The following is a 24,845-nucleotide window of genomic DNA, read 5'->3' on the forward strand; positions in this document are numbered from 1 at the left end:
GGGGGGGCGCCCACAAATCGAATCATTCGCGGCGGTTCCTGGGGATGGGCGGGTTTTTCGATGGTTATATGAACAGATCATGCAATGTGGCGAAGGTTTGGCCGTCGGGCGTCTTTGCGCCGCATTCGGGGATGCGCATGTGCCGAAACCATGCTGCCCTGCGGCAAGGGATTGTTTTGCAAGGAAGCCCTGGCCTTGATGGTGAACGGAGGCCGCGCGCGCCCGCTATGTCCCGGCAAAACAACGATTCACCGCTTGCAACCATGCATGATTTCGTCACCATTAGAGGACTTCGGGGCCCCCCAATCCCGAAGGAGGTTCCCGGGGCGTTGCATCACCCCCAGTCTTTTCGGCACGGAAGATCATTCACTTTCGGCCGGGCAGGCATATCCCACACACACCCGCAACGCTCCGGAACCTCACCTGTTTCCCAGATCACCGCCGGAACTTCCCTGGACCCTCTCCGCCATCGCGGCCCAGGGGGGAGCGAGCTGCGGCCCGGCGCGTTCATTATTGTGGCGAAATTGGGGCGTTTTCACCAGGTGGAAAAACCCGGCCCCGCCGGGCCGCCGCGCCCGCGGGGGCGGCCGCGCCGCCGCGGCGCTCGACCGGGGGAGCGCCCGCGCGGCGCAGGGTCCGCAACGATTCCCGCAAGGATGAGCGCCGCGCTCAGCCGCCCCGCGCGCGGCGGACGGCCCATGAAAAAGCCCCGCGCCCTTGGGGGCGCGGGGCCTGTCCTGTGTCGGCCGCCGCCGCTCCTGCGTCGGCCGCCGCCGAGGCGCGGCCTCAGCGGCCGGGACGCGGCTTGCGGGGCGGCTCTTCCTCGCCCGGGCCGGCGCGGCCCACGCCCTTGAACAGCTTCTTGAAGGGCAGGGCCCAGAGGAAGCCGAGGCCCACATAGACCCCGAGCTCCACCCAGATCGACGGGCGCTCGAACAGGCTGACCAGCCACAGCGCGGCGACGATGTAGAGCGGCAGCCACACCACCAGCAGGAAGATGGCGATGCGCTTGCGCGCCTTGTGGGACAGGGCCATCGGGCGCCCCCCTCAGCGGCCCGCGAAGGGGTCGGTGACGAGGATGGTGTCCTCGCGCTCGGGGCTGGTGGAGAGGATCGCCACCGGGCAGCCGATCAGCTCCTCGACGCGGCGCACGTACTTGACCGCGGCGGCGGGCAGGTCGGCCCAGGAGCGCGCGCCCTCGGTCGAATCCGACCAGCCGGGCATGGTCTCGTAGATCGGCTCCACGCGGCGCTGCTGCTCGGAGGCGATGGGGAGGTGGTCGATCTCCTTCCCGTCGAGCATGTAGCCGGTGCAGATCTTCAGCTCCTCGAACCCGTCGAGGACGTCGAGCTTGGTCAGCGCGATGCCCGAGACGCCGCCCTGGGTGCAGGTCTGGCGCACCAGGGCCGCGTCGAACCAGCCGCAGCGGCGCTTGCGCCCGGTGACGGTGCCGAACTCGTGCCCGCGCTCGCCCAGCCGCTGGCCGACGGCGTCGTCCAGTTCCGTGGGGAAGGGGCCTTCGCCGACGCGCGTCGTATACGCCTTCACGATGCCCAGCACGTAGTCGATGCCGTTCGGGCCGATGCCGGCGCCGGGGCTCGCCATGCCGGCCATGGTGTTGGAGGAGGTGACATAGGGGTAGGTGCCGAAATCGACGTCCAGCAGCGCGCCCTGCGCGCCCTCGAACAGCACCCGCTTGCCGGCCTTGATGTGCTCCGACATCTCCTTCCACGCCGCGCAGGCGAAGGGCAGGATCTGCGGCGCGATCGCCTCCAGCTCGGCCTTCAGCGCGGCGCGGTCGACGGGCTCGGCCCCGAGGCCCTTGCGCAGGGCGTCGTGATGGGCGAGCAGCCGGTCGATGCGCGTCTCCAGCGTCGCCGGGTCGGCGAGGTCGGCGACGCGGATGGCGCGGCGGCCGACCTTGTCCTCGTAGGCCGGGCCGATGCCGCGGCCGGTGGTGCCGATCTTGGCCTTGCCCGCGGCGGCCTCGCGCATCTGGTCGAGGTCCCGGTGCACCGGCAGGATCAGCGGCGTGTTCTCGGCGATGCCGAGCGTCTCGGGGGTGGCGACCACGCCCTGCTTCGAGAGCTTCTCGATCTCGGCGACCAGGGCCCAGGGGTCCAGGACCACGCCGTTGCCGATGATCGACCGCTTGCCCTTGCGCACGATGCCCGAGGGCAGCAGCGAGAGCTTGTAGACCTCGCCGTCCACGACCAGCGTGTGCCCGGCATTGTGCCCGCCCTGGAAGCGCACGATCACGTCCGCGCGCTCCGAGAGCCAGTCAACCAGCTTGCCTTTGCCTTCGTCGCCCCACTGGGCGCCGACAACCGCGACGTTGGCCATGAAGATGTCTCCTACCGCCTTATCCTGCGACGGCGCCCCGTTTAGCAGAGGCCGCGGGGCTTGGACAGGGCCGCCGCGGCGGATTCCGGCCCCTGCGGCGCTTGAAACCATTTCGACGCTGCGACGTTTTGGCGGTACACTTTAACGCGCGAAACGATTCCCGCTTTCCTGTCCAGGTAGGATGACGATGGCCGAGCGTAGGGCGATCCAGAGCAGACATGCGCGCGCCGTGGCCGTGGTCGCCGCGGGCGTGGTAGCCGCCAACGCCGTCGCCGGGATCGGCATCGCGCTGGCGCTTCAGAAGGATGCAGGGGAAAGCGTCGCCGCCGCGGCCGCCGGGCAGGGCGACGCCCATGCCCTCGCCGCCGTGTTCCAGTCCCCGCACGAGGCGATGGCGGCGGGGGCCATGGTCTTCGCCCTCTCGGGCTTCGCCTCGGCCCTGGTCATGCGCCTTGGCGCCAGACCGGGCGAGGAGAGGGCCGGCGGGGAGGACGCGCCCCCCCGCCGCAAGCAGCGCGTCGCCTCAGCCCGCGAGGACGAGCCGCGGCAGCCATAGCACGATGTCCGGGAAGGCGATCAGCACGCCCACCGTCGCCACGTCGGCGACGAAGAAGGGCGAGGCCCCCCGGAACACGTCCTGCGCCGAGATGTCGGGGCGCACGCCCGCCACCACGAAGCAGTTCAGCCCGATGGGCGGCGTGATCAAACACAGCTCGGCCATCTTCACCACGATGATCCCGAACCACACCGCGCATTCCGCGCCGGACATGCCGAGCGCCGAATCCGCCGCCGACACCCCCGCGCCGCCATTGAGCGCGATCACGGCGGGGAAGGTCACCGGCAGCGTCAGGATCAGCATCCCGATCGCGTCCATGAACATGCCCAGCACCACGTAGGCCAGCAGGATCAGCATCAGCGTCATCATCGCCGGCTGGTCCAGGCCGCTGATCCACTCGGCGAAATGCTGCGGCAGCTTGGCGAAACCAAGGTATCGCACGAAGATCAGCACGCCCCAGATCATGGTGAAGATCATGACGGTGAGTTTGGCGCTCTCCATCAGCGCGCCCGACAGGTCCTTCCAGCGCATCCCGCGCCAGATCGCCATCAGCAGGACCACGAAGGCCCCCAGCGCGCCCGCCTCGGTCGGGGTGCCCCAGCCGAAATAGATGCAGAACACGATGATCGCGACCACGAAGGCGATGGGCAGCGCGCCCGGCAGCACCTCGAGGCGCTGCTTCCACGTGAATCCGCGCACCGGCGGGCCGAGGGACGGGCGCATCTTGGCGAGGCCGATCACCAGCCCGCCATAGATCAGCGCGGACACCGCGCCCGGCAGGAAGCCCGCCATCAGGAGCTGCCCGACCGAGCTTTCGGTGATGATCGCGTAGATCACGAGGATCGCCGAAGGCGGGATCAGCGAGGCCAGCGTGCCGCCCGCCGCCACCACGCCCGCCGCGAAGCGCTTGTCATAGCCGAGCTTGAGCATCTCGGGGATCGCGATGCGCGCGAACACGGCCGAGGTGGCGACCGAGGCGCCGGAGACGGCGGCGAAGCCCGCGGTGGCGAAGACGGTGGCGACCCCGAGGCCCCCCGGCAGCCAGCCGACCCAGCGCTTGGCCGCCTCGAACAGCGCCTTGGTCAGCCCGGCGAAATAGGCCAGGTACCCGATCAGGATGAAGGTGGGGATCAGCCCGAGCACGTGGCTCGCCGTCTTCGAATGCGGCACCTGCCCGGCCATCTTCATGGCCACGGTGAAGCCCTTCTCCACCCCGAGGTTCTTGTCGAAGGCGAAGAACAGGAACAGGCCGGTGAAGCCGATCAGCGCGGTGGCGAAGGCCACCCGGACGCCGAGGAAGACGAGCGCCAGCAGCAGCCCGGCCAGCAGCATCGCGGTGTCGATGGTCTCCATCAACGGGCCTCCTTCTCGTCTTCGAGGCCCGAGACGGTCTCCGCCTCGTTCCGCGCCTGGGTGGCCGCGTCCTCGATCATCGGCGCCGCCGCGGGCTCGGTCTCGCCCGAGCCGATGGCGCGCGCATAGGCCCAGAGCTGCAGCAGGCAGCGGATGCAGAACAGGGCGAGCATCACGCTGATCAGCACCTTGGCGGGCGCCGTCGGCAGGTGGATGTCGGTGGTGGAATCGCCGAGCTGGATGGCGCGGCCGGCATGGTCCCAGGTGCCGAAGACCAGCACGCCCGCGATCAGCATCATCAACAGCGTGCCGACGAATTCCGCGACCCACAGGCCGCGCCCCGCGAGGCGCCCGACCAGGATGTCCATGCGGATATGGCCCCCGAGGCGCTGGGTGTAGGCCAGCCCGAGGAAGGCGACGGCGGGCACCAGCTGGGTCATCCAGTCGATATAGCCCGACACCGGCGTGTCGAAGAGCTTTCGCCCGAGGATATGGGCGACCGAGAGCAGCATCATCCCGAGGATCGTGAGCCCGCCGAGCAGGTTCAGCAGCCGTTCGAGATGGTGCAGGGCGACGTCGGCGCGGCTGACGGCCGAGCCGTCCTCGCGCACGGAGCTGGCGGACATGCGGCCTCTCCCTGGTGTGGTGGGGCGCCCGGGCCGGGGGGGCGTCCGGGCGGGCGTGCGGCGGCGGGGGGCTGCGCCCGGCGCGCCCGGCAGGGCCGGGGGCGGGGACGGCGGGCCGGCGCCGCCGGCGGTGAAACGAAAGCCGCCCGCGCGGGGGGGCGCCGGGCCGGGGCCGGGCGCGCCCCCCGCGCGGGCGGGGCGGGGCGGGGGACGGGCGGCGCCCGCCGCCCCGCCCGCAGGCTCAGTTCATGTCGGCCAGGACCTTCTGCGTCAGGTCATAGAGCTCCTGCGCCGGAAGGCCCTGCGCGGTCATGTCGGCGATCCACTGCTCGCGGATCGGGTCGGCGGCCTTGGCCTTGAACGCCGCGATCTGCTCGGCGTCGAACATCACCTTCTGCACGCCCTTCTCGGCCAGCACCGACTCCCACTTGTCGAACACCTTGCCGTAGGTGGCCAGGTAGTGGTCCATCGCCTCGTCCAGCGAGCCGTCGAGCGCGGCCTTGTGCTCGGGCGACAGCGCCGCGTAGGCGTCGGTGTTCACCACGACCGGGCAGTTCACGGTGCCGGGGTTCAGGTTGCCGGTCCACCACTTGGCGATGTCGATGGTGCCATAGGCGAAATGCGCGTGCTGGGCGAAGGCCACCGCGTCGACCACGCCCGATTCCAGCGCGGTGTAGGATTCCGAGGCGGTCACCGAGGTCGGGGTCGCGCCGACGGTGCGGAACGCTTCGCCGAGGCCGCCGGTGGCGCGGATGCGCATGCCCTCGAAGCTGCTGAGCCCGGTCGGCGCGTCGCCGACGCCCGCCACGTTGTACTGCGGCATGGGCGAGGTCATCAGCAGCTTGGCGTTCCAGCGCGCGAGATCCGCGGCCACCGCCGGGTGGGCGTAGACGGCGTGGGACACGGCGACCTCTTCCTCGAGGGTGTTCACCCCGAGGAACGGCAGTTCCAGCACGGTGATCGAGGGGTTCTTGTCGCGGTGATAGCCGGCGCAGAACTGCGCCATCTCGAAGGCGCCGATGGAGATGCCGTCGAGGTTCTCGCGGCTGTTCGACAGCCCGCCATAGGAGATGTTGAGCGTGAACTCGCCATTGGTCTTGGCGGCCAGCAGCTCGCCCAGCTTCTCGACATGCTCGGTGAAGGCGCGGCGCTTGCCCCAGACGGACACGTTCCATTCGACGGCGTAGGCCTCGGCCCCGGCGAACGAGGCGACGGCGGCGGCCAGGACGGCCGCGCGGATGGGCATGCGGTTCATGCGAATTTCTCCCGTTTGCGCGCCGGCCGCGGCGGTATGCCCGCGACGGCGCGTCCTGCTTGCTGCGTGTGCCGCAGACGCCCGCCGCGCCCCCGCGCCCTCCCGGCGCCGGCGCGGGGACGATCCTCCCTGCGTGCTGCAACCCTAGCGTCTGCTCCGGCGGCGCCAAGGGCTTTTGCGTGTTGCGCGGTCCCTCGTTCCGCAGGGCGGGCGGGGCGGGCAGGGGGGAGGGCGCGGGTGCGGGGGACGGGCCGGAATGCGAAAAAGGCGACGCCCGGGGGCGTCGCCTTTTCATGTCTCACCCCTGGCAAGGTGAAGGTGGTCGGAGCGAGAGGATTCGAACCTCCGACTTCTGCCTCCCGAAGACAGCGCTCTACCAGGCTGAGCTACGCTCCGACCGATTTGCAGCGCCGCGTCCGGGGACGCATCGGGATGTCTGCGCTGCGAGGCGGGGTATAGCGGCGGGCCAAGGGGGGCGCAAGAGGGGATTTGCGCATTTCTTCGCGCCCCCTGCGCGCCCGCGGTCGGGCCGTCTTGCGGGCGGTCCCGCGCCATGCCGGAGTGGCCGCTGAAACGGGATCGGGAGGGCGCAAATGCAGCCGCAGGCGGTGTCGGACGGGCCCTTGCTTCCGCCGGGAAACCGGCTGACCGCCCGCACCCGAAGCTTCCAGTTCGGCCTGGCGCCGGAGGAGCTTTCGGCGGCCCTCGAGGAGACCGCCGCGAAATACCCGGTGCGCGCCTGGCGGATCGAGTCGCGCATCGGCGAATGCCGCCCCTCGACTGGCGGCTGCGCGAGGCGCCGCTTGAGGGGCTGTTCGCCGGTGACCCGCGTCTCGACACCCTCAAGCTGCGCCCGGCGGACCTGCCCTTGTCCTTCGCGCCGGACGTCTGGCTGGACGGGAAGGCGCTGATGCGCGCGCGGCGCCCGGTCCACGCGGAGATGGGGCATGGCGGGGTCACGCTGCAGCTCTCCCGCGATCGGAGCAATGGCGAAGACGGGCTGGAGCTTCGGGTGATGTCGCTGGCCCTGATCGCCGAGGTGGCGCGATATGAGGGGCCGGAGGGCGGGCCGGAGGATATGGAGACCATCGCCTTCCCCGAGCAGGCGCGGATCTTCGCCGCCCTGAAGCGGCGGATCGGCAAGGTCGCGGTGCATCGGTTGATGTGTGTGGGCGGCCGGCGCCCGATCCTGTGCATGAAGGTCTCGCCCGGCTTCGCGGACTGGTCGCGGGCGCTGGACGGGGCGTTTCCGCCGCGCGGCTTGGGCCGGGATGCGGGTCACGCGCCCGAGGGCTGAGCCCGCCGCGCGCGATGGCGGTTCCGGGCGTTCAGGAGGGCTTGCGGCGGCGGCGCGCCCCGCTTATGGTCCGCGCCGCGTTGGGGCGTCGCCAAGCGGTAAGGCACCGGTTTTTGGTACCGGCATTCGCAGGTTCGAATCCTGCCGCCCCAGCCATTTTCCCGAACATTTCGGCATCTCGCGCGCTCGTCCCCTCATCGGCCCCGGGCGTCAGCCCTTCATCGGCCACGTGTCGCCGACGCGATAGCCGCCGGGCCAGGGATCGTCCGGGTCCAGCATGTGCTGATGCGTCCCCGTCACCCAGCCCCGCCCGGCGATCTGCGGGCGGATCGCGGGGCGCCCGCCCACCTCCGTCTCGCCCAGCAGCACCCCTTCGAAGCGCGAGCCGATGATCGAGGTCGCCAGAAGCCGCTCCCCCACCGACATCTCCCCGCGCGCATGCAGCAGCGCCATGCGCGCCGACACCGCCGTCCCGGTGGGCGACCGGTCGAGCTTGCCCGGCTGGATCGACACCACCGACTGCGCGTGCAGCGCGGCGCCCTCGCGCCGCACCGGCCCGGCGAAGAGGCAGAAGGAATGGTGGCGCCAGTCCGGCCGCTCCGGGTGCTCGAACGGGTAGGCGGCGTTGGCGGCGTCGGTGATGCGCACGCCGAGCTCCGCCAGCGCGCGGGCGTTTGCGGGGGCGAGCTCCAGCCCCAGCGCGCCCGGGTCCACCACCACGAAACTGTCGCCGCCCCAGGCCATGTCGACGGTCAGCGCGCCCAGCCCCGCGACCTCAAGCGGGACCGAGAGGCGGGCGGCGAAGGCGGGCAGGTTTTCGACCACGATCCGCCGCGCCTTGCCGTTCTCGCACTCCGCGCGGACGTGGATCAGCCCGCCGGGCGCCTCGAGGATCATCTCCGTCACCGGCTCCTGCATCGGGATGATCCCGGCATCGAGCAGCACGGTGGAGACGCAGATGGAATTGGAGCCGGACATGGGCGGCGTGTCCTCCGGCTCCATGATGATGAAGCCCATGGCGGCGCGCGGATTCTTCGGCGGCACCAGCAGGTTCACATGCCGGAACACGCCGCCGCGCGGCTCGTTGAGCATGAAGTTGCGCAGGGCCTCGTCCCGCGCGATCCAGGCGCGTTGGTCCCAGAGCGTGTCGCCCGGCGGCGGGGCGACGCCGCCGACGATCACGTCGCCGACCTCGCCCTCGGCATGGGCGGACACGGTGTGGATGATCTTCGTCGAGCGCATGGGGCCTCCGGCGCGGTGGGTCGCCTGACTGAACGCCATCATCCGCCCGGCTGGCAAGCGCCGCGCTCAGCCCTCGCGCCAGGCCTCAGCCGGGACGGCCAGCAGCCGGTCGCGCAGCCATTGCCCGGCCTGGCCGAGCGCCCGGCGCTCGGTCCACACGAGGTCCACGCCGCGCAGCTCATCCCCCTGCTGGAAGGCGCAGTCGAGGCGCTTGAGCCGCCCCTCGGCCAGCGCCTGCGCCACCGCGGGGGCGGGCAGCTCGGCCCAGCCGAGGCCGCGTTCCACGAGGGACGCGATCATCGCCGGGCTCTCGGCATGCCAGGTGCTCGCGCTCTTGCCCGCCTCGTCCCGCGGGCCGCCATAGCGGCTGCGCAGGGCGATCTGGCGATGGGCGCGCAGGTCGCCATAGCCGGGACGCTCCACGGCCGCCAGCGGGTGCCCGGGCGCGCAGACCCGCCGCACCGCCGCGTGGCCGATGCCGCGGAATTGGAAGCCCGCCGGGTAGCCCTCCTGCTCGATCATCAGCCCGAGATCCGCCCGCCCCTCCTTCAGCAGCGTTCCGGCGTCGTTCGGGCCGGTGGCGTGGAATTCGAGCGAGACGGATGGGAAGGCGGCGGCGAAGCGGTCCAGCGCCTCCATCACCGGCCCCATGGCGACGCCCTGCTCGAGCGCGAGGCCGAGCCGGTCCTCCACCCCCTCGGCCATCGAGCCCGCCTTGGCCAGCATCTCGCGCGTTCCGAGAAGAATGCCGCGCGCGTGGGGGAGCATGGCGCGGCCCTCGGCGGTCAGCACCGGGTTGCGGGCGCTGCGGTCGAACAGGGTCAGCCCGAGGTCGATCTCGAGATTGGCGATGGCGGTGGACACGGCGGACTGCGCTTTGCCCATGCGCCTTGCGGCGGCGGAGAAGGAGCCGAGCTCGGCCGCGAGGGCGAAGGCCTGGAGGGTCTCGGGCGAGGGCATGGCAGACCTATCTGTTTTCCAGATGGAACTCAGCTTTGAATGCCGGGAGAATCCGATAGAAGCAAGCCGCAACGAAGACGCGAGGGCCCGAAGACAGGCGGGCCGCAGGACAGGAGGGCGTTATGGCTGCGGTGAAACTCAGGTCGGGATGGGATCGGCTGCGCTATGCGGCGATGTTCGAGGCGACCCTGCTGGCGATGATGATCCCCGCCGGCTCGCTTGTGTTCGACAAGCCGCCGGAGGAGATCGGGCTGCTGGGCCTCGCGCTCTGCGGCAAGGCGCTGGTGATGAGCCTGCTCTACAACTGGGCCTTCGACCGGATCGACGCCCGCCGGGGCCGGGTGGCGAGCGACCGCTCGCATCTCGGGCGGATCGTGCACGCGGTGGGGTTCGAGGTGACGCTGACCCTGACCTCGCTGCCGCTCTACGTGTTCTGGCTCGGCATCGGCGTGGCCGAGGCGCTGGCGGCGGACGTGGTGGTGACCACCTTCGTGGTCTGCTGGACCTGGGCCTACACGCTCGCCTATGACCGCGCGTTCCCGGTGGGCGGCGGGGCGGCGGCGGCCTGAGGGCGCGCCCTCAGCCCGCGGCGCCGCGCAGGTAAGGGATGATCTTGAGGCGCACGGTGTCGGTCCCGGCCGAGAGGTCTTCCGAGAGGGGATGCCACAGCAGCTCCTCGATCTCGGCGCAGGGGGCGGGGTCGCCGGCGATGGCGGCGCGGTAGAGCTTCACCTGCACGACCACCCCCGGCTTGCCCGCCGCCTCGGCCGAGAACAGGCCGAGGAGGTGGGCGGAGGCGGGGTCGACCTCGACGCCCAGTTCCTCGCGGATCTCCCGCACCAGGGCGGCGACGTCATCGGCGTCCGAGGCTTCGACCTTGCCGCCGGGGATCTGGAAGAACGCATCCCCGCGGGAGCGGGCGAGGAGCACCTTCCCGTCCCGCACCAGCGCCAGCCCGACCTTGTCGATCAGCTTGCCCATTCCGTCTCCTTGCCCGGTTCGCGCCCGGGTCGCATCAATCCGCGTCACATCCATTTCGGCACGACCACCGGCTCATGCGCCGCGAGGCCGTCGAGCAGCGCCCCCGCCTCGCCCGCCACCACGATGGCGCCGCGATGGGCGGGCGGCAGGAACCCTTCCGCGATCATGTGGTCTATGAAGCCCATGAAGGGCTGGAAATAGCCTTCTGCGTCGAACAGCCCCGCGGGGCGGCCAAGCTCCCCCAGCTGGTTGAGCGTCCAGACCTCCATGAATTCCTCGAGCGTGCCGATGCCGCCGGGCAGGGCGATGAAGGCGTCCGCCAGCGCGATCATCCGCGCCTTGCGGGCGGACATGCTCGGCAGGACCTCGACCTCCGACAGCCCCTCATGCGTGTGGCCCTTCGCGGCCAGCCGCTCGGTGATCACCCCATGCGCGCGGCCCCCGGCGGCGAGGCAGCCGTCGGCGACGGCGCCCATCAGCCCCTTGTGCGTCCCGCCATAGACAAGCTCCATGCCCCGCGCGGCCATCTCGGCCCCGAGGGCGCGGGCGGCGTCCATATAGGCCGCCCCCCGCCCGGTGTTGGAGCCGCAATAGACCGCGATGCGCCGGATCTGCGCCGCCATCAGGCCAGCTCGAACGAGATGTCGTGGGCGCCCTTCCACAGCACGGAATTGCCGAGCGTCATCAGGTTCTCGGTCCCCGAGGTGAGGGTGATGAAGTGGTTCCCCGCCAGCTGCCCCATCTTCGAGGCGAAGTTGATGCCGCCGTAAGCCAGCAGGATCTCGGTCTCGGAGATGCCGCCGGGATAGAGGATGATCTGCCCGGGCGCGGGGTAGGAGGTGTGGTTCTCGTACCCCACCCCGAAATCGCGGTCGCCGAGGGGGATCCACACGCCCTCGCCCGACCAGCGGACATGCACGATCTGCGCCTTCCAGGGCAGGATCTTCTTGAAGGCGGCGCAGGTCTCGGGCGCGGCCTCTTCCTCGAGCACGGCGTCGAAGGTGAACTCGCCTGCACGCACGATCAGCTTGGTCATTCGGTCGGTCCTTTTGCGGCGGTGTCGTAGATCAGCGCCGCGGGGCCGCCGCCGTCGGGCCCCTGGTGCTCGGCCCCGCCCGAGACGAAGAGCTCGGTCAGGCCGGTCAGCCCCGCGATCATGCCGCCGACGAAGCCGCGGGCATGGCGGGTGGAGGAGATGTCGCTGTCTTCCAGCATGGTGTGGCGCGCGCCGCGGATGAGGCCCGAGGCGGACGCCTCGGCCTTGCAGAGCAGCGCGACGGCCCGGTCCCCGGCGCCCTGGAGCGGCGCGCCGGGGGCGGCGCGGCCCAGAAGGCGCGCGATGGCGGGCGCGTCGATGGCGTCCTGCATCACCTCGTGCCCGATGCGCAAGGGGCCGGACCAGAGGGGCGAGAGGCCGAGCACGACCACCTCGCAGCCCATCAGCTCGATCCCCGCCGAGCAGGAGGCGCGGGAGGACCAGAGGTCGAGGGACTTGCCCACGTCGGCGTCGGCGAACTCCGCGATCTCGCCCAGCGCCAGCGCCACCCCGAGGGCGGAGGCCCCGCGCGAGAGGCCCATGGATTTGAGCATCGAGTCGGTGGCGACGTCCCCCCCTGCCGCCGCGGCGCGCCCGGCGGTGAGCAGCGGGCACTTGATCTGCACGAAATGGACATCCGCCGGATCGTCGATCCCCGCCGCCGCCATGGCCGAGAGGACGGCCTCGCGCACCAGATCGCCCTGCGCGCGGCGGCCGATTTCGGAGGGGTGCAGGTCGCGCGTCACCACGCTGGCGAAGGCCAATGCGGGTTCGGAGGGGGCGGGGCCGGAGGGGGCGGGAACCTCGTCCTCCCGCTCCTCCAGCACGATCCAGTGGGGCGAGAGCCCGCCCTCGGTCCCCCCCGACATCACCATCGGGATCCGCGCCAGCGCATCGCCGGTCACGTGGCGGCCGAGCATGGCGCACAGGCTCTGGACCGCGAAGCCGCGGGTGAAATCGTTGACGCAGCCATTGCCCTCGGTCTTGCCGAGGATGGCGCGGATGCCGCCGGGGCGGAGCGCGCCGCGCGCGATCAGCGCGGCGATGGCCGAGACGTCGTCGGGGCCGGACATGGGCAGGCGGTGCACGGCGGCGCGGCGGGTCATCAGCAGCATCCCTTGTAGTGATCGGCCAGGCAGGCCTCGACCGCCGGCCAGATGTCGTAGAGCGGCGCCTTGGCCGGGAGGGCGGCGCGATAGGCGGCGCGCAGATCGGCATGGAGGGCGCCTCCGTCCACCCCCGTGGCGCGGCCCCCGGCGATCACCTGGCGCCCGCCGGACCATGCTTCGCGGATCAGCGTGCGCGTGGCGCGGGCCATGAGCAGGTCCCGCGGGTCCACCGCGACCAGCCCGTCGCGGTCGAGCGCGGGCAGGTCCAGCGCCAGCAGGTCGGCGGGGGCGCCGACGGAAATCTCTCCGCCCGGCGGCAGGCCCAGCCCGGCGCGGCCGGTGGCGCAGGCGGCCTTGAGGGCGGTTTCGGGCGAGAGGCCCGCATCGTCGAAGCCTCGCCCGTGGTTCAGCAGGTGGAACAGGCGCAGCTCGCGCAGCCCGTCGTCGTCCTCGTCCAGCGCGCAGCCGTCGAGGCCCATCGCCACCGGAACCCCCGCCGCCAGCATCGCCGGGACCGGGGCGATCCCGGAATAGAGGTGCAGGTTCGACGACACGTTGACCGCGATCCGCGCGCCCGAGGCGGCGATGGCGGCCAGTTCGTCCTCCCGCGCCCATACGCAATGCGCCAGCGTCAGCCGGTCCGAGAGCAGCCCGAGCGCCCCAAGCCGCGCGACCATGCCGCCGGGGCCCGGATACGCCGCATCGGCCCAGTCGCGCTGGGGCTTCGTTTCCAGGAGATGCATGTGGACCCGCCGCCCGGTGCGGGCCGACGCCTCGGCCACCGCGCCCAAGAGCGCGTCCGAGCACCACTGCACCCCGTTCGGCCCGTATTGCACGTCGCAATGACCCGGCATGCCCTCGACCGCCGCGGCGGCCTCGTCGACCGCGGCCAGCTGCGCTTCGATGGGGGCGAGCGGCCCGAGCCACGTCGCCTCGGCCAGCGCGCGCTGGTCCGGCGGCAGGGCGGCGAGGGCGGCGGGGCCTTCGCCGCCCGAATGGCCATAGACCAGCGGGTTGCGGTCGCGCATGCCGATGGCGAGGCCGATGGAGATGCCGACATCGTGGGCGGCGCGGGCGATGGCGCGGGCTTCCTCGGCGATGGGCGCCAGGCCCATGGGCCGCACCACGTGGACCATGGCCGCCGTGGCGCCGCCCTCCAGCGTGCGGGTGAAGGCGGCGGCTGCGGCGAGGTAAGGGTCGACCGAGGGCATCAGCGCCAGCCGCGGCAGCCAGGTCTCCAGCGGCCTTGCGCCGCCCCCGAACGAGGTCGGCGGCAGGGGGCGCGCGTGGTTATGCGCATCGGCCAGCGCCGGGATCAGCAGGCGGCCGGTGGGGGCGGCGCCGGGGGCGGGGGCGATGGCGGCGATCCGCCCGCCCTCGACCGCCACCCGCACGGGGCCGGAGGCCGCGTAGCCCGGCCCCAGCAGGGCGGCGTCGGCGGCGATCTCGAAATGGGCGGCACGTGCGGGGGCGGCGGGGGAGGCGTCGGCGTGCATCAAGGATCCTGACGTCGGTCGAAAAGGCGAAAAGGGGCGCGGCGCCGGAGGGAAGGTCGGCGCCGCGCCCGAGGCGGCCGTCAGAGCTTGCGCTCGTCCAGCGGCGGCAGGAATTCGGGCGTGAAGATCGTCGCCGCATCCGGCGCGGTCTCGAACCCGTAGATGCCCTGGATCACGCCGATGGTGCGCGCGAGCCGGTCCATGTCCACCGCGCCGACGCCCAGCGCCTCGGTCTCGGGCGAGCGGATCAGGTAGGCCAGCGCGAAGTCGAGGCGCTTTTCCTCGAGCCCTTCATTGATCAGCGGCTCCACCGCCTTCACCGCCGCGGCGCCGATGGCGGGATCGGCGATCACCTCCATCACCGCCTTGTTGATGGCGCGCACGAGGCCGGCCACCGCCTCGGGATGCTCGGTATAGAGCTTGCGCGAGACCATGACCCCGTTGGAGTAGATGTCGAGCCCGCTCTCGCCATAGCCGATGAAGCGGAAATCCTCGTCCGGGTTCATGCCGAGCCCGAGGATGTTCAGGTACGAGGTGACGTTGAACACCAGGCTCGCGTCCACGTTGTCCTGGATCAGCATCTGCTCCTGGATGTTGGGCTTCACGTGGATGATCTCGACCGATGCCATGTCGAGACCCGAGGCGGCGGCGAGCGCGGAGAACAGTTTCGTCACCGCCGATCCCGGCGGCGCCCCGACCTTGAGGCCCGCGAGGTCCGTCGGCCCGGTCACCTTGCTGGAGGATTTCGCGAGGATCGAGAAGGGCGGCTGGTTGTAGATCTGGTAGACCATCACCGGCGCCTCGTCCGGGCGCACGGCGGCGTTCTGCACGATGGCGTTCATGTCGCCGAAGCCCGCGTCATAGGCGCCGGTCATGATCCGGGTGACGGTGGCGGCCGAGCCCTCGCCCTGGTCGATGGTCACGTCCAGCCCCTCGGCGGCGAAATACCCCTTCTGCTTGGCGAGGTAGAACCACGAATGGATGCCCTGAAGCTTCCAGTCGAGGGTGAAGCGGATGGACAGGTCCTCGGCCGCGGCGGGGCCGCTGAGAACAAGCGCGGACAGCGCGGCTGCGATCAGTCTTCTCATGGTCTGGGGTCTCCTTGAGGTCACGGGTGGGGAATGGGGATCAGGCGGTCTTGCGCATCGCCCAGCCGGCGAGGCGCCGCTCCAGCAGCGCGAAGATCGCGTAGAGGGCGACGCCGAGCACGGCGAGGATCATCAGCCCGGCGAACACGAGCGGCACGTTGAAGGAGGAGGAGGCGATCATCATCATGTTGCCGACCCCCTTGTTGGAGGCGACCGTCTCGGCGATCACCGAGCCGACGAAGGACAGCGTCACGGCGACCTTGAGCGAGGCGAAGAAATAGGGGGCCGAGCGCGGCAGGCCGACATTGCGCAGCGTCTCCCAGCGGGAGGCTTTCAGCGAGCGCATGACATCTTCCAGCTCGGGCTCCACCGTGGCGATGCCGGTGGCGACGTTCACCACGATGGGGAAGATGCAGATGATCATCGCCGTCAGGATCGCGGGCACGGTTCCGGCCCCGAACCACAGCACGAAGATCGGCACCACCGCGACCTTGGGGATCGAGGAGATCCCCACCAGCAGCGGGTAGCAGGTGTCGTAGGCGAGCTTGGAGGACCCGATCAGCACCCCGAGCGCGAGGCCGATGATCACCCCGAAGAAGAACCCCACCATGGTGGTGTAGAGGGTCTGCCAGGCGTGCGGCCAGATCGCCGGGGCGTATTCGATGAAGGCCGCGGCGATGCGGCTGGGCCGGGGCAGGATCAGCTCGGAAATGCCCGCGACGAGGCAGAACAGCTCCCAGAACACGAAGACGCCGATGATCAGGCCGGTGGAGGCGAGGCGTTGCTGAAGCGGGCTCATGCGGCGTCCTTTCCGCTGTCCGAGGGGGCGGAGGCGTCCGGGGCGGCGTCGTCCCGCGGCAGGGCGGCGGGCGCCGCCGCGCGGGGGGCGGCGGGGGCGTGGACGATCAGCCCGCGCAGTTCCTGCACCAGGGTGGTGAAAGCGGGGGTGAAGCCGACCTCGATGGGCCGGGGACGGGGGAAGTCCACCGCCCGGTCCTCGATGATCCGCCCCGGCCGCGGGCTCATCACGCAGATGCGGGAGGCGAGATAGGCCGCCTCGCGCAGGTCATGCGTGACCAGCAGCACGGTGGGTTTGCGGTCGAGCCAGAGGTCCTGCATGGTCTGCCACAGCTCCTCGCGCGTGAACTGGTCGAGGGCGCCGAAGGGCTCGTCGAGGAGCAGGAGATCCGGGTCATGGATCAGCGCCCGGCACAGGTTGGCGCGCTGCTGCATCCCGCCCGAAAGCTGCCAGGGCGACTTGTCGGCGAAGTCGATCAGCCCGACCTGTTCGAGCAGCGCGTCGGCGCGCTCGCGGAACTCGGTGCGCCGCTTGGCCCGCCAGTCGCGCTTGAAGGGCTGCACGATCTTCAGCGGCAGCATCACGTTCTCGCGCACCGTCATCCAGGGCAGCAGCGAGGCCGACTGGAACGCCATCCCGACGCGCACCGGCTCGGCGCCCAGCTCCCGCCCGCCGAAGAAGATATGGCCGGTGGAGGGGGCGAGCAGTTCCGAGACCAGCTTGAGGATGGTGGACTTGCCGCAGCCCGAGGGGCCGACGAGCGCGAGGAATTCGCCCTTCGAGATGGTCAGGGACGTGGGAACCAGCGCCTCGGTCCGCGCGTCGCCGCGCCCGAAGGTGACGCCGACCTGTTCGAATTCGACGAAACGGTCCGGCTTCATGCCGCGTCCTCCGCCTTGGGGGCCGCCGCCGTCCCCGCCGCGCCCGAGAGGATCGCGGCCAGCGACTGGTCTTCGTTGCGCGGGGCGGGGGCGGGCATCCTCTGGATGTCGGTGACCTGGCGGCCATGGCCGGCCATGCCCTCGACCATCTTCCGATCCCGCTGCACGAAGGCGCCGCGCACCAGGGTGTGGATGGGGGCGCCCACGGTCTCGCGCCCCTCGAACGGGGTGATCTTGCCGCGTGAATGCAGGCGCTCGGCCGCGATCACCTCGCGCCGCGCAAGGTCGAGGCAGGCGATGTCGGCATGGGCCCCGACGGCGATGCGCCCCTTCATCGGCCACATGCCGAAGGCGCGGGCGGGGTTGGCCGAGGAGATCTTTACGTAGTGTTCCAGCGTCATCCGCCCCGCGGCGACCTCGGTCAGCATCAGCGGCATCTGCGTCTCGACCCCCGGGAAGCCGCAATCGGCGTCCCAGATGCGCGGATTGCGCTTCTCCTCGGGGGTGTGGGGGGCGTGGTCGGTGGCGATCATGTCGACCACGCCGGACATCAGCGCGTCCCAGATCCCCGCCGCGTCCTTCGGCTCGCGCACCGGCGGGTTCACCCGGATGACGCTGCCGAGGCGGGGGTAATCCTCGGTCGACAGGAACAGGTAGCAGGGGCAGGTCTCTCCGGTCACGTCCACGCCCCGCGCCTTGGCCTCGGCCAGCGGGCGCAGCTCTCCGGCGCTGGAGATGTGCAACACGTGGATCCGCGCCCCGGTCCATTCCGCGAGGGCGGCGGCGCGGGCGACGGCCTCGATGGCGACGATCTCGGGGCGGGCGGCGATGTGGTGCAGCGGCTCGTCCAGCCCCGCGGCTTCGAGTTTCGCCTGCCGCCAGGCCATGATCGACGCGGTCTCGGCATGGAGCGACACGCGCAGGCCGGTCTTCGCCGCGATCTCGAACCCTTCCAGCATCGCGCCGGTCGAGGGCGAGGGCAGGTTGCCGAAGGTGTTCCCCATGAAGCACTTGAACGCGTTGGCCCCGGCGGCGGCGAGGGCCTCGAGCTCGTCCACGTTGTCCTCGGCCATCAGCCCGTAGATGCCGAAATCGACGCAGGCCTTCTTCGCGCAGTCCTGCTTCTGGCGCAGTTCTTTCACGGACCGGGTCGGGGGATGGGTGTTGGGCATCTCGAACACCGTGGTCACGCCGCCCATGGCGGCGGCGCGGGTGCCGGTCTCCCAGTCCTCCTTGTGGGTGTAGCCGGGCTCGCGGAAATGGACATGCATGTCGATGGCGCCGGGGACCAGGTGCAGGCCGGTCACGTCCACGGTTTCGGCGGCGGAGAGGTCGTCGAGGGCGCCGGGGGCGGCGATGGCGGCGACGGTCTCGCCCGCGATGGCGATGTCGGCGCGTTCGCGCCCGTTCTCGTTGACGATCCAGCCGCCCTTGAGGATGAGGTCCATGGGGTTTCCTCCGATGTTCTGGTTCGCGGCGCGCGTCACAGCGCGGCCCATCCGCCGTCGACGGGCAGGTCGACGCCTGTGATCTGCCGGGCGCGGTCCGAGGCGAGGAAGAGGCAGGCGGCGGCCACGTCCTCATCCGTGCTGACCCGCCCGAGGGCGTAGTCCGAGGCGTGGCGCGCGGCGGCCTCGTCTTCCGAGATGCCGTACTGGGCGGCCACCTGGGGGACGACCTTCTCGCGGAACCGCGGGCCGTCGACCATGCCGGGGGCGACCAGGTTGACGTTGATGTTCGAGGGCCCGAGCTCGAGCGCGAAGCTCTTGGTCAGGCCGCGCAGGCCCCATTTCGAGGAGGAGTACGAGAGGCGCATCGCCCGGCCGCGCATCCCGAAGGTGCCGCCCACGTTGACGATCTTGCCGCCCCCGCCCGCGACCATGGCCGGGGCGAAGGCGCGGATGGTGTTGAACGGCCCGCGCATGTTGAGGTGCACGATCTCGTCGAACTCCTCCGCCGTCGTCTCCAGCCCCGTCTTGCCGATGGGGCCGGTGCCGCCGGCGACGTTCACCAGGATGTCGACGCGCCCGAACCGGGCCAGCGCGGCCTCGGCGGCGGCGGCGCAGGCGCCCTCGTCGGTGACGTCGCAGCGGATCACCTCCGCCGCGACGCCCATCGCGCGGGCCTGTGCGGCCACCGGGCCGATGGCGTCCACATCGCGCCCGAGGAGCACGAGGTCCGCCCCCTCGCGCGCGAACCCCAGCGTGACCGCCGCTCCCATCCCCTTGGCGGGTCCGGTGACGACGGCCAGCTTGCCTTTCAGTCCGAGATCCATGGGTCAGAGCAGCTTGTAGACGCGCTCATCCGCCGGGGGCAGGAAGGCGTCGGTGTAGATCTCGTCCGCCGCCGGGGTGCGGGGCAGGTCGTTGGCCTTGACCACGATGTCGATGGACTTGGCGAACCGCTCCGGGTCCACGGCGCCGAGGCCGGTCTGCGCCAGCTCGGGGTGGTTCATCTCGTCCTGGAGCGTGGCGACCAGGCGCTCCTTCTCCACCGCCTTGTTGATCAGCGGCTCGCGTTTCGCGACCGCTTCCACCGCGGCGTCGAGGTCCTTGAGCGTGTCCTTCACGCCCTCGTTGATGGCCCAGACCATGCCCTTGACCATCTCGGGGTTCTCGGCCGCCATCGCGTCCGGCACGATCATGCCGTTGGAATAAAGGTCCATCCCGTAATCGCCGTAGTTGATGAACCGGATCTCCGTGTCCGGGTCCATCCCCGACAGCTTGGCCGAGAAGCGGATGGTGTTGACGTAGCCGAACACGCCCTCGACCTGCTCGCCCTTCAGCATCTGTTCGCGCAAGCTGGATTTGAAGTTCAGGATCTCGACCCCGGAATCGTCGATCCCGGCGACCCTGGTGAAGGCGGGCCAGAGCTTGAGCGCCCCGTCATTGGCCGCGCCGCCGAGCTTGCGGCCCTCGAGACCCTTCGCATCCATGATGTCGGACTTGGACAGCACCGCCACGGTGAAGGGCGGCTTGTTGTACATCTGGTAGACGCAGACGGGGGCCTCCTCGGGCTTCGTGCCCGCCAGGCGGATCAGCGCGTTGACGTCGCCGAAGCCCACGTCATAGGCGCCGCCCGCGACATGGCCCACCGCGGCGCCCGAGCCGTTGCCCTGGTCGATCTCCATCTCGATCCCGGCCTGGTCGAAATAGCCGTTGTCCTGCGCCAGGAAGAACCAGCTCTGCGGGCCCTGGTAGCGCCAGTTGAGCACCATCTTCAGCTTCGTCTTGCCCGAGGCGAGCGCGGGCGTGAACAGCGTGGGCGCGGCGAGGGTCGCGGCGCCGGCGCCGAGGGCGAGGCGGCCGAAATCACGTCGGTTCATGGTCATGGGGGTCTCTCCTGTCGCGGGTCTGGGGTGGGTCACGGGGCGGGGGAAGACGCGGGCGCGGCGGCCTGAAGCGCGGGCAGCAGCGCGTCCGAATGGGCGGTCGAGCCGTAGAGCAGCCGCACGAGGTAGTGGATCGAGGCCGCCACCCCGGGCGGCGAGACGGTGGCGCAGGCGTCTTCCACCAGCACCGCGTCGTAGCCTTCGAAGCAGCCGTCCATCAGCGTCGCGAACACGCAGCGGTCGAGGTTCACCCCCGCGTAGAACAGCGTGTCGACGCCGAGCCGCCGCAGCACCTGGTCGAGCGGGCTGTTGCGGAACCCCGAGAGGCGGGTCTTCGAGACATGGATGTCGCGCGGGTCGGTCCCGATCCGCGGGTCCGAGGCCGCGCCCCACGCCCCGTCCACCAGCACCCGCCCCGAGGCGATCCGGTCCGTGTAGCCCGGCCGCGCGCCGCAGTCCGAGCCCTTGTCCAGCACGTTGGCCGGCAGGTCGGCGCCATCCGCGCGCACGCCCCAGTTCACGTGGATCACCGGCGCCCCGAGGGCGCGGAAGGCGGGGGCGAGCGCGTTGATGGCGGCGATCGGCGCGGCCAGCGGCGCGGGGTCGGCGCCGCGGGCGGTGGCGAACCAGCCCTCGGGCGACAGGAAGTCGTTCTGCATGTCGATGATGACGAAGGCGGCGCGCGACAGGTCCGCGATCACCGGCTCGGGCGCCGCGTCGAAGCGCACCGGGCAGGGGGCGGGGCGGCTGCGCAGCAGGCTCAGCGCATCGCCGTCGCGGGACCAGCGGTCGCGCGTCCAGCGGTGGGCGTCGGTGGGGGGCTGGGGATCGTCTCGCATCGCAACCGTCTCCTTCGCGATGCAGCATGGGGGCGGGGCGCGTTGCTGTCGTCTGCTGAATTTGCGGCAAGGCGTTGCTCAAAACGCAACGCGCGGGCAGGATGGCGCGCATGAAGCACCTCGCCACCTTCCGCATCGTCGACGCCATCGCCCGCACCGGATCGATCCGCGCGGCGGCCGAGATGGTCGCGCAGACCCCCTCGGCCGTGCAGCGCCGCCTGCAGGGCTACGAGGAGGAACTGGGCTACGAGATCTTCGAGCGGTCCAGCCGCGGGGTGCGCCTGAACGCGGCGGGGGAGCTGGTGATCCAGCACGTGCGCGCGATGCTGGCCGATGACGCGCGGCTGAAATCACGGATCGCGGACCTCTCGGGCGTGCGCCGCGGCCATGTCGCGGTGGGGTGCAGCCAGGCGCTCTCGCCCTATTTCCTGCCCGCGCAGATCGCCGAATATCTCGAGGCGTTCCCCTCCGTGACCTTCGACGTCTCGGTGCTGGAGCATGGCGAGGCCGCCCGCGCGCTGGAAAGCTACGCGGTGGACCTTGCGCTGGTGTTCGACGGGGAGGGGGCGCCGGATTTCGAGGTGCTGCTGACCGCGCCGCAGCGGCTGACGGCGGTGATGGCCGCCGATCACCCGTTGGCGGCGCAGCCGGAGGTGCGGCTGCGCGACTGCTGCGCCTTCCCGCTGGCCCTGCCGGTGCGCGGCTTCGGCGGGCGGCGGATGGTGGACCGGGCGCTGTACGGCAAGACCTTCGCCCGGGCGCCGAGCCTCGAGAGCAATTCCTTCGAATACCTCAAGGCCCATGTCGCGGCGACTCGGGCGGTGACCTTCCAGATCGGCATCGGCGCCCCGCGCGCGCAGGAGGCGGCGGGGCTGGCCGCCCGCCGGATCGACGAACGCGACGTGCCGCCGGGGGCGCTGTTCCTCGGGCAGAAACCGGGGCGCACGCTGCCCGTCGCCGCCTCGCGCTTCGCCGAGCAGCTGACCGGCGCGCTCAGCCGCCGCTACGCGCTGGATGCGGTCTGAGGGGGGATCAGGCGGCCGGGTAGTGGGCCCAGCGGGTCAGGCCGCCGTCCTTGCCGATCAGCACCACGTCATAGGCCTCGCGCTCGTCCTCCGGGCCCATGCCGGGGGAGCCGTAGGGCATCCCGGGGGTCGACAGGCCGATGGCGTCGGGGCGCTCTTCGAGCAGGCGGAGGATGTCGCCGACGGGGACGTGCCCCTCGATCACGTAGCCGTCGATCAGCGCGGTGTGGCAGGACATCGCCGCCTGCGGCAGGCCGAGCTCCACCTTCCGGCGCACCAGCAAGCCGTTGGCCATCCGCTCCTCGGTCACGTCGAATCCCGCGGCGCGCAGGATGTCCACCCAGGCCGAGCAGCAGCCGCAGCCGGGGTCCTTCATAACGTGGATCGCGGGGCCGGAGGGCGCGGCGGCGCGGAGGGCGGTCGGCAGGGCGGGCAGGGCCAGCGCGGCGCCGGCGGCGCCGAGGAACATGCGGCGGGAGTGGGTCATGCGCGGGGGGCCTTCCTTCTAGCGTCGGGTCACGCAGGATGAAGGGTCCCCCGGGGGGAAGGTCAAGCCCGTCGCGACGCCGGGCCGCGCCGGGGGCCGCGCCGGGGCGCGCGACCGCCGCGCCTCAGCCCGCAGGTTCGCGCAGGGCGTCGGCCAGCAGGGTTTCCGCCACCGCCTTCGCGTCCGCGGCGGGGTCCTCGGTATGGCCGAGATGCGCGGTGACAATGGCGCCTTCCTTGAGGATCAGCAGCGCCCGCGCCAGCTTCGCCGGGTCCGCCGCCCCCGCCGCCGCGGCGATGCGCGACAGCTCGGCGAACAGCAGCCGCTTGTGCTCGGCCGACTGCACGTGGATCGGGTGGTCCGCCTCGGGGTATTCCGAGCTCGCCTTGATGAACATGCAGCTGCGGAAGCCCGGCTGCGCGAACCATTCGCCCAGCGCGTCGAACATCGCCAGCAGCCGCCCGCGCGGGCTGTCCGCCAGCGCCTCCATCCGCCGGAACATCCAGTTGCGGAAGTCTTCGTCCCGCAGCCGCAGGACGGCGAGGATCAGCTCCTCCTTGGTGCGGAAGTGCTTGTACATCGAGGTCTTGGAGATCCCGCTCTCCTTCGCCAGCAGGTCCATGCCCGCGGCATGGAACCCCTCGCGGTAGAAGATCTCCAGCGCCTTGCGCACCAGCTCGTCGCGCTTGGTCGGCCGCATGATTCGCTCCGTTTGTTGACTGATCTGTACGTATTGCACCGGGGCCTCCGGGGCAAGCGTCGCGAGTGAAATCCCCATGTTTCCAGCGTGATGGCCGCGGCGCGGCGCACGCCCCGATCACGGGTCGGGGATTGGGGCTTGACGGTGTGTACCGATCTGTCCACTTATGGGCGGCAAGAGTGAACAGATCGGTTCACTCCGTTCCCAAGACGCCGGAGCCCCCGATGACCCGTCCGCCCCTTCCCCCGTTCGACGCAACCACCGCCGCGCAGAAGGCGCGCGCCGCCGAGGACGGCTGGAACAGCCGAGACCCCGCCCGCGTCGCCCTCGCCTACAGCCCTGACACGCGCTGGCGGAACCGGGCCGAGTTCCTGCGCGGCCGCGCCGAGGTCGAGGCGTTCCTGGCGCGCAAATGGGCGCGGGAGCTCGACTACCGCCTGGTCAAGGAAGTCTGGGCCTTCGAGGGCCCGCGCATCGCCGTGCGCTTCGCCTACGAGTACCGCGACGACGGCGGCTTCTGGTTCCGCGCCCACGGCAACGAGAACTGGGACTTCGACGAAGACGGCCTGATGGCCGAGCGCCACGCCTCGATCAACGAACACCCGATCGCGGAAGCCGACCGCCTGATGCGCTGGCCGCTGGGCCGGCGCCCGGACGACCACCCCGGCCTCAGCGCCCTCGGCCTCTGACCCCCGCCGACCAAGGAGACCCCGCCATGGCCCGCGCCTATAACCGCATCGCCTTCACCCAGGAGGTCCGCGCCCTCCAGGCCCGCAAGGGCTCGGAGGCGATCTACGCCCCGTTCCTTGCGCCCGAGACGCCCGAAGACGCGGCGCTCGGCCCGGCCGAGGCGGCCTTCATCACCGCCCGCGACGGGTTCTACCAGGCGACGGTGAACGCCGCGGGCTGGCCCTATGTCCAGTTCCGCGGCGGGGCGCCGGGCTTCGTGCACATCATCGACGAGCGCACGCTGGCCTATGCCGACCTGCGCGGCAATCGCCAGCATATCAGCGCCGGGAACCTGGCGCAGGAAAGCCGGGTGGCGCTGTTCTTCATGGACTACCCCAATCGCCGCCGCCTGAAGATGTTCGGCTGGGCGGCGGCGCAGGACGCCGAGGAGGCGCCGGAGCTGCGCGCCGCCCTCGCCCCCGCGACCGCGCGGGTGGAGCGGGTGGTGACCATCCGCGTGGCGGGCTTTGACTGGAACTGTCCCGCGCACATCCCCCGGCGCTTCACGCTGGAGGAGATCGAGACGCCGCTCCTGGCCCAGCAATCCCGGATCGAGGCGCTCGAGGCCGAGAACGCGCGCCTGCGTCGCGCCATGGGCGCGGGGGGGGGGGGGGGGGGGGGGCGGAGAGAAAAACCCGGGGGGGGGGGGGGTGGACCCAACCCCCCCCCCCCCCCTCCCCCCCCCCCCCCCCCCCAAAAAAAAAAAACAAAA

General features: G+C 71.3%; 27 protein-coding genes and 2 tRNA genes. 7 read left to right on the forward strand and 22 right to left on the reverse strand.

Translation table 11 applies throughout. From position 1 onward, the window contains the following. Positions 1–786: 786 nt before the first annotated feature. Positions 787–1,035: a DUF2842 domain-containing protein gene (locus ACQ5SO_RS01595; RefSeq protein ID WP_430939814.1), complete on the reverse strand. Its 249-nt coding sequence runs from the start codon at positions 1,033–1,035 to the stop codon at positions 787–789. A gap of 12 nt (positions 1,036–1,047) precedes the next feature. Further along, positions 1,048–2,343, reverse strand: coding sequence for an adenylosuccinate synthase (locus ACQ5SO_RS01600; protein WP_430939815.1), 1,296 nt, complete (start codon positions 2,341–2,343; stop codon positions 1,048–1,050). Positions 2,344–2,530: 187 nt separating this feature from the next. Here ACQ5SO_RS01600 and ACQ5SO_RS01605 point away from each other — a divergent pair, with 187 nt between their 5' ends. Beyond that, the gene (locus tag ACQ5SO_RS01605; protein ID WP_430939816.1) at positions 2,531–2,899 is read left to right on the forward strand and encodes a hypothetical protein; all 369 of its coding nucleotides are present in this window, start codon (positions 2,531–2,533) and stop codon (positions 2,897–2,899) included. Here ACQ5SO_RS01605 and ACQ5SO_RS01610 read toward each other — a convergent pair. From ACQ5SO_RS01610 to ACQ5SO_RS01625, 4 genes are all read right to left on the reverse strand, one after another. Beyond that, entirely contained in the window at positions 2,867–4,252 is a 1,386-nt protein-coding gene (locus ACQ5SO_RS01610) for a TRAP transporter large permease (protein ID WP_430939817.1), read from the reverse strand. The genes ACQ5SO_RS01605 and ACQ5SO_RS01610 overlap by 33 nt on opposite strands. After that, positions 4,252–4,878: a TRAP transporter small permease subunit gene (locus ACQ5SO_RS01615; RefSeq protein WP_430939818.1), complete on the reverse strand. Its 627-nt coding sequence runs from the start codon at positions 4,876–4,878 to the stop codon at positions 4,252–4,254. Before ACQ5SO_RS01615 ends, ACQ5SO_RS01610 begins: the two co-directional genes overlap by 1 nt. A 241-nt stretch (positions 4,879–5,119) precedes the next feature. Then, positions 5,120–6,133 (reverse strand): C4-dicarboxylate TRAP transporter substrate-binding protein, encoded by a 1,014-nt coding sequence (locus ACQ5SO_RS01620; protein ID WP_430939819.1) that lies wholly within the window; start codon positions 6,131–6,133, stop codon positions 5,120–5,122. A 319-nt stretch (positions 6,134–6,452) separates the two neighbouring features. Next, a tRNA-Pro gene (locus ACQ5SO_RS01625) sits at positions 6,453–6,529 on the reverse strand. A gap of 370 nt (positions 6,530–6,899) precedes the next feature. Here ACQ5SO_RS01625 and ACQ5SO_RS01630 point away from each other — a divergent pair. Both ACQ5SO_RS01630 and ACQ5SO_RS01635 read left to right on the forward strand, forming a co-directional pair. Then, on the forward strand, positions 6,900–7,430 hold the full coding sequence (locus tag ACQ5SO_RS01630; RefSeq protein ID WP_430939820.1) for a hypothetical protein: 531 nt from the start codon (positions 6,900–6,902) through the stop codon (positions 7,428–7,430). An 81-nt stretch (positions 7,431–7,511) separates the two neighbouring features. Further along, positions 7,512–7,586: transfer RNA gene (locus ACQ5SO_RS01635), tRNA-Gln, on the forward strand. Positions 7,587–7,640: 54 nt separating this feature from the next. Here the strand turns inward: ACQ5SO_RS01635 and ACQ5SO_RS01640 are convergent. Then, the gene (locus tag ACQ5SO_RS01640) at positions 7,641–8,672 is read right to left on the reverse strand and encodes a trans-3-hydroxy-L-proline dehydratase (protein ID WP_430939821.1); all 1,032 of its coding nucleotides are present in this window, start codon (positions 8,670–8,672) and stop codon (positions 7,641–7,643) included. 66 nt (positions 8,673–8,738) lie between these two features. Then, positions 8,739–9,632: a LysR family transcriptional regulator gene (locus ACQ5SO_RS01645; RefSeq protein WP_430939822.1), complete on the reverse strand. Its 894-nt coding sequence runs from the start codon at positions 9,630–9,632 to the stop codon at positions 8,739–8,741. 122 nt (positions 9,633–9,754) lie between these two features. Between ACQ5SO_RS01645 and ACQ5SO_RS01650 the strand changes: the two genes are divergently transcribed. After that, on the forward strand, positions 9,755–10,201 hold the full coding sequence (locus ACQ5SO_RS01650) for a PACE efflux transporter (RefSeq protein ID WP_430939823.1): 447 nt from the start codon (positions 9,755–9,757) through the stop codon (positions 10,199–10,201). A gap of 10 nt (positions 10,202–10,211) precedes the next feature. Here the strand turns inward: ACQ5SO_RS01650 and ACQ5SO_RS01655 are convergent, their stop codons facing one another. The 12 genes from ACQ5SO_RS01655 to ACQ5SO_RS01710 form a co-directional block, all read right to left on the reverse strand. Beyond that, on the reverse strand, positions 10,212–10,613 hold the full coding sequence (locus ACQ5SO_RS01655; protein ID WP_430939824.1) for an NUDIX hydrolase: 402 nt from the start codon (positions 10,611–10,613) through the stop codon (positions 10,212–10,214). A 44-nt stretch (positions 10,614–10,657) separates the two neighbouring features. After that, positions 10,658–11,236 (reverse strand): TIGR00730 family Rossman fold protein, encoded by a 579-nt coding sequence (locus ACQ5SO_RS01660; protein WP_430939825.1) that lies wholly within the window; start codon positions 11,234–11,236, stop codon positions 10,658–10,660. Beyond that, positions 11,236–11,649 carry a DUF3830 family protein gene (locus tag ACQ5SO_RS01665; RefSeq protein ID WP_430939826.1) on the reverse strand — a complete coding sequence of 138 codons (414 nt, stop codon included), beginning with the start codon at positions 11,647–11,649 and terminating at the stop codon, positions 11,236–11,238. The genes ACQ5SO_RS01660 and ACQ5SO_RS01665 overlap by 1 nt, the downstream gene beginning before the upstream one ends. Beyond that, positions 11,646–12,755: a ring-opening amidohydrolase gene (locus tag ACQ5SO_RS01670; protein WP_430939827.1), complete on the reverse strand. Its 1,110-nt coding sequence runs from the start codon at positions 12,753–12,755 to the stop codon at positions 11,646–11,648. The genes ACQ5SO_RS01665 and ACQ5SO_RS01670 overlap by 4 nt, the downstream gene beginning before the upstream one ends. Next, positions 12,755–14,254 carry an amidohydrolase family protein gene (locus ACQ5SO_RS01675; protein WP_430939828.1) on the reverse strand — a complete coding sequence of 500 codons (1,500 nt, stop codon included), beginning with the start codon at positions 14,252–14,254 and terminating at the stop codon, positions 12,755–12,757. Before ACQ5SO_RS01675 ends, ACQ5SO_RS01670 begins: the two co-directional genes overlap by 1 nt. A gap of 80 nt (positions 14,255–14,334) precedes the next feature. Continuing rightward, positions 14,335–15,342, reverse strand: a complete 1,008-nt coding sequence (locus ACQ5SO_RS01680) for an ABC transporter substrate-binding protein (RefSeq protein ID WP_430939829.1) — start codon at positions 15,340–15,342, stop codon at positions 14,335–14,337. Between the two features lie 40 nt (positions 15,343–15,382). After that, positions 15,383–16,141 (reverse strand): ABC transporter permease, encoded by a 759-nt coding sequence (locus ACQ5SO_RS01685; RefSeq protein WP_430939830.1) that lies wholly within the window; start codon positions 16,139–16,141, stop codon positions 15,383–15,385. Continuing rightward, positions 16,138–17,022 carry an ABC transporter ATP-binding protein gene (locus ACQ5SO_RS01690; protein WP_430939831.1) on the reverse strand — a complete coding sequence of 295 codons (885 nt, stop codon included), beginning with the start codon at positions 17,020–17,022 and terminating at the stop codon, positions 16,138–16,140. Before ACQ5SO_RS01690 ends, ACQ5SO_RS01685 begins: the two co-directional genes overlap by 4 nt. Beyond that, positions 17,019–18,470: an allantoinase AllB gene (allB, locus tag ACQ5SO_RS01695; RefSeq protein WP_430939832.1), complete on the reverse strand. Its 1,452-nt coding sequence runs from the start codon at positions 18,468–18,470 to the stop codon at positions 17,019–17,021. Before allB ends, ACQ5SO_RS01690 begins: the two co-directional genes overlap by 4 nt. 35 nt (positions 18,471–18,505) lie before the next feature. Next, complete coding sequence (locus ACQ5SO_RS01700) at positions 18,506–19,297, reverse strand: SDR family NAD(P)-dependent oxidoreductase (protein WP_430939833.1); 792 nt, start codon at positions 19,295–19,297, stop codon at positions 18,506–18,508. 3 nt (positions 19,298–19,300) lie between these two features. After that, positions 19,301–20,353: an ABC transporter substrate-binding protein gene (locus ACQ5SO_RS01705; protein ID WP_430939834.1), complete on the reverse strand. Its 1,053-nt coding sequence runs from the start codon at positions 20,351–20,353 to the stop codon at positions 19,301–19,303. Positions 20,354–20,385: 32 nt separating this feature from the next. Continuing rightward, positions 20,386–21,192 carry an isochorismatase family cysteine hydrolase gene (locus ACQ5SO_RS01710; protein ID WP_430939835.1) on the reverse strand — a complete coding sequence of 269 codons (807 nt, stop codon included), beginning with the start codon at positions 21,190–21,192 and terminating at the stop codon, positions 20,386–20,388. A gap of 110 nt (positions 21,193–21,302) precedes the next feature. On the opposite strand from ACQ5SO_RS01710, the gene ACQ5SO_RS01715 reads away from it, so the two are divergent. Further along, entirely contained in the window at positions 21,303–22,217 is a 915-nt protein-coding gene (locus tag ACQ5SO_RS01715; RefSeq protein WP_430939836.1) for a LysR family transcriptional regulator, read from the forward strand. Positions 22,218–22,224: 7 nt separating this feature from the next. Here the strand turns inward: ACQ5SO_RS01715 and ACQ5SO_RS01720 are convergent, their stop codons facing one another. Then, positions 22,225–22,704: a DUF411 domain-containing protein gene (locus ACQ5SO_RS01720; RefSeq protein WP_430939837.1), complete on the reverse strand. Its 480-nt coding sequence runs from the start codon at positions 22,702–22,704 to the stop codon at positions 22,225–22,227. 124 nt (positions 22,705–22,828) lie between these two features. Further along, the gene (locus ACQ5SO_RS01725; protein ID WP_430939838.1) at positions 22,829–23,404 is read right to left on the reverse strand and encodes a TetR/AcrR family transcriptional regulator; all 576 of its coding nucleotides are present in this window, start codon (positions 23,402–23,404) and stop codon (positions 22,829–22,831) included. Between the two features lie 224 nt (positions 23,405–23,628). Between ACQ5SO_RS01725 and ACQ5SO_RS01730 the strand changes: the two genes are divergently transcribed. Then, complete coding sequence (locus tag ACQ5SO_RS01730) at positions 23,629–24,093, forward strand: DUF1348 family protein (RefSeq protein ID WP_430939839.1); 465 nt, start codon at positions 23,629–23,631, stop codon at positions 24,091–24,093. 26 nt (positions 24,094–24,119) lie between these two features. Further along, the coding region (locus tag ACQ5SO_RS01735; protein ID WP_430939840.1) for a pyridoxamine 5'-phosphate oxidase family protein at positions 24,120–24,845 on the forward strand (726 nt) is incomplete at its 3' end.

The organism is Rhodovulum sp. DZ06, from assembly GCF_050586345.1.
Classification (GTDB): Bacteria; Pseudomonadota; Alphaproteobacteria; order Rhodobacterales; family Rhodobacteraceae; genus JBOCEF01.

Bases quoted from the DNA above. Each gene is read 5' to 3' on its own strand.
- ACQ5SO_RS01595 (WP_430939814.1), bottom strand. From the start codon at position 1,035: ATGGCCCTGTCCCACAAGGCGCGCAAGCGCATCGCCATCTTCCTGCTG.
- ACQ5SO_RS01600 (WP_430939815.1), bottom strand. From the start codon at position 2,343: ATGGCCAACGTCGCGGTTGTCGGCGCCCAGTGGGGCGACGAAGGCAAA.
- ACQ5SO_RS01605 (WP_430939816.1), top strand. From the start codon at position 2,531: ATGGCCGAGCGTAGGGCGATCCAGAGCAGACATGCGCGCGCCGTGGCC.
- ACQ5SO_RS01610 (WP_430939817.1), bottom strand. From the start codon at position 4,252: ATGGAGACCATCGACACCGCGATGCTGCTGGCCGGGCTGCTGCTGGCG.
- ACQ5SO_RS01615 (WP_430939818.1), bottom strand. From the start codon at position 4,878: ATGTCCGCCAGCTCCGTGCGCGAGGACGGCTCGGCCGTCAGCCGCGCC.
- ACQ5SO_RS01620 (WP_430939819.1), bottom strand. From the start codon at position 6,133: ATGAACCGCATGCCCATCCGCGCGGCCGTCCTGGCCGCCGCCGTCGCC.
- ACQ5SO_RS01630 (WP_430939820.1), top strand. From the start codon at position 6,900: ATGCCGCCCCTCGACTGGCGGCTGCGCGAGGCGCCGCTTGAGGGGCTG.
- ACQ5SO_RS01640 (WP_430939821.1), bottom strand. From the start codon at position 8,672: ATGCGCTCGACGAAGATCATCCACACCGTGTCCGCCCATGCCGAGGGC.
- ACQ5SO_RS01645 (WP_430939822.1), bottom strand. From the start codon at position 9,632: ATGCCCTCGCCCGAGACCCTCCAGGCCTTCGCCCTCGCGGCCGAGCTC.
- ACQ5SO_RS01650 (WP_430939823.1), top strand. From the start codon at position 9,755: ATGGCTGCGGTGAAACTCAGGTCGGGATGGGATCGGCTGCGCTATGCG.
- ACQ5SO_RS01655 (WP_430939824.1), bottom strand. From the start codon at position 10,613: ATGGGCAAGCTGATCGACAAGGTCGGGCTGGCGCTGGTGCGGGACGGG.
- ACQ5SO_RS01660 (WP_430939825.1), bottom strand. From the start codon at position 11,236: ATGGCGGCGCAGATCCGGCGCATCGCGGTCTATTGCGGCTCCAACACC.
- ACQ5SO_RS01665 (WP_430939826.1), bottom strand. From the start codon at position 11,649: ATGACCAAGCTGATCGTGCGTGCAGGCGAGTTCACCTTCGACGCCGTG.
- ACQ5SO_RS01670 (WP_430939827.1), bottom strand. From the start codon at position 12,755: ATGACCCGCCGCGCCGCCGTGCACCGCCTGCCCATGTCCGGCCCCGAC.
- ACQ5SO_RS01675 (WP_430939828.1), bottom strand. From the start codon at position 14,254: ATGCACGCCGACGCCTCCCCCGCCGCCCCCGCACGTGCCGCCCATTTC.
- ACQ5SO_RS01680 (WP_430939829.1), bottom strand. From the start codon at position 15,342: ATGAGAAGACTGATCGCAGCCGCGCTGTCCGCGCTTGTTCTCAGCGGC.
- ACQ5SO_RS01685 (WP_430939830.1), bottom strand. From the start codon at position 16,141: ATGAGCCCGCTTCAGCAACGCCTCGCCTCCACCGGCCTGATCATCGGC.
- ACQ5SO_RS01690 (WP_430939831.1), bottom strand. From the start codon at position 17,022: ATGAAGCCGGACCGTTTCGTCGAATTCGAACAGGTCGGCGTCACCTTC.
- allB (WP_430939832.1), bottom strand. From the start codon at position 18,470: ATGGACCTCATCCTCAAGGGCGGCTGGATCGTCAACGAGAACGGGCGC.
- ACQ5SO_RS01700 (WP_430939833.1), bottom strand. From the start codon at position 19,297: ATGGATCTCGGACTGAAAGGCAAGCTGGCCGTCGTCACCGGACCCGCC.
- ACQ5SO_RS01705 (WP_430939834.1), bottom strand. From the start codon at position 20,353: ATGACCATGAACCGACGTGATTTCGGCCGCCTCGCCCTCGGCGCCGGC.
- ACQ5SO_RS01710 (WP_430939835.1), bottom strand. From the start codon at position 21,192: ATGCGAGACGATCCCCAGCCCCCCACCGACGCCCACCGCTGGACGCGC.
- ACQ5SO_RS01715 (WP_430939836.1), top strand. From the start codon at position 21,303: ATGAAGCACCTCGCCACCTTCCGCATCGTCGACGCCATCGCCCGCACC.
- ACQ5SO_RS01720 (WP_430939837.1), bottom strand. From the start codon at position 22,704: ATGACCCACTCCCGCCGCATGTTCCTCGGCGCCGCCGGCGCCGCGCTG.
- ACQ5SO_RS01725 (WP_430939838.1), bottom strand. From the start codon at position 23,404: ATGCGGCCGACCAAGCGCGACGAGCTGGTGCGCAAGGCGCTGGAGATC.
- ACQ5SO_RS01730 (WP_430939839.1), top strand. From the start codon at position 23,629: ATGACCCGTCCGCCCCTTCCCCCGTTCGACGCAACCACCGCCGCGCAG.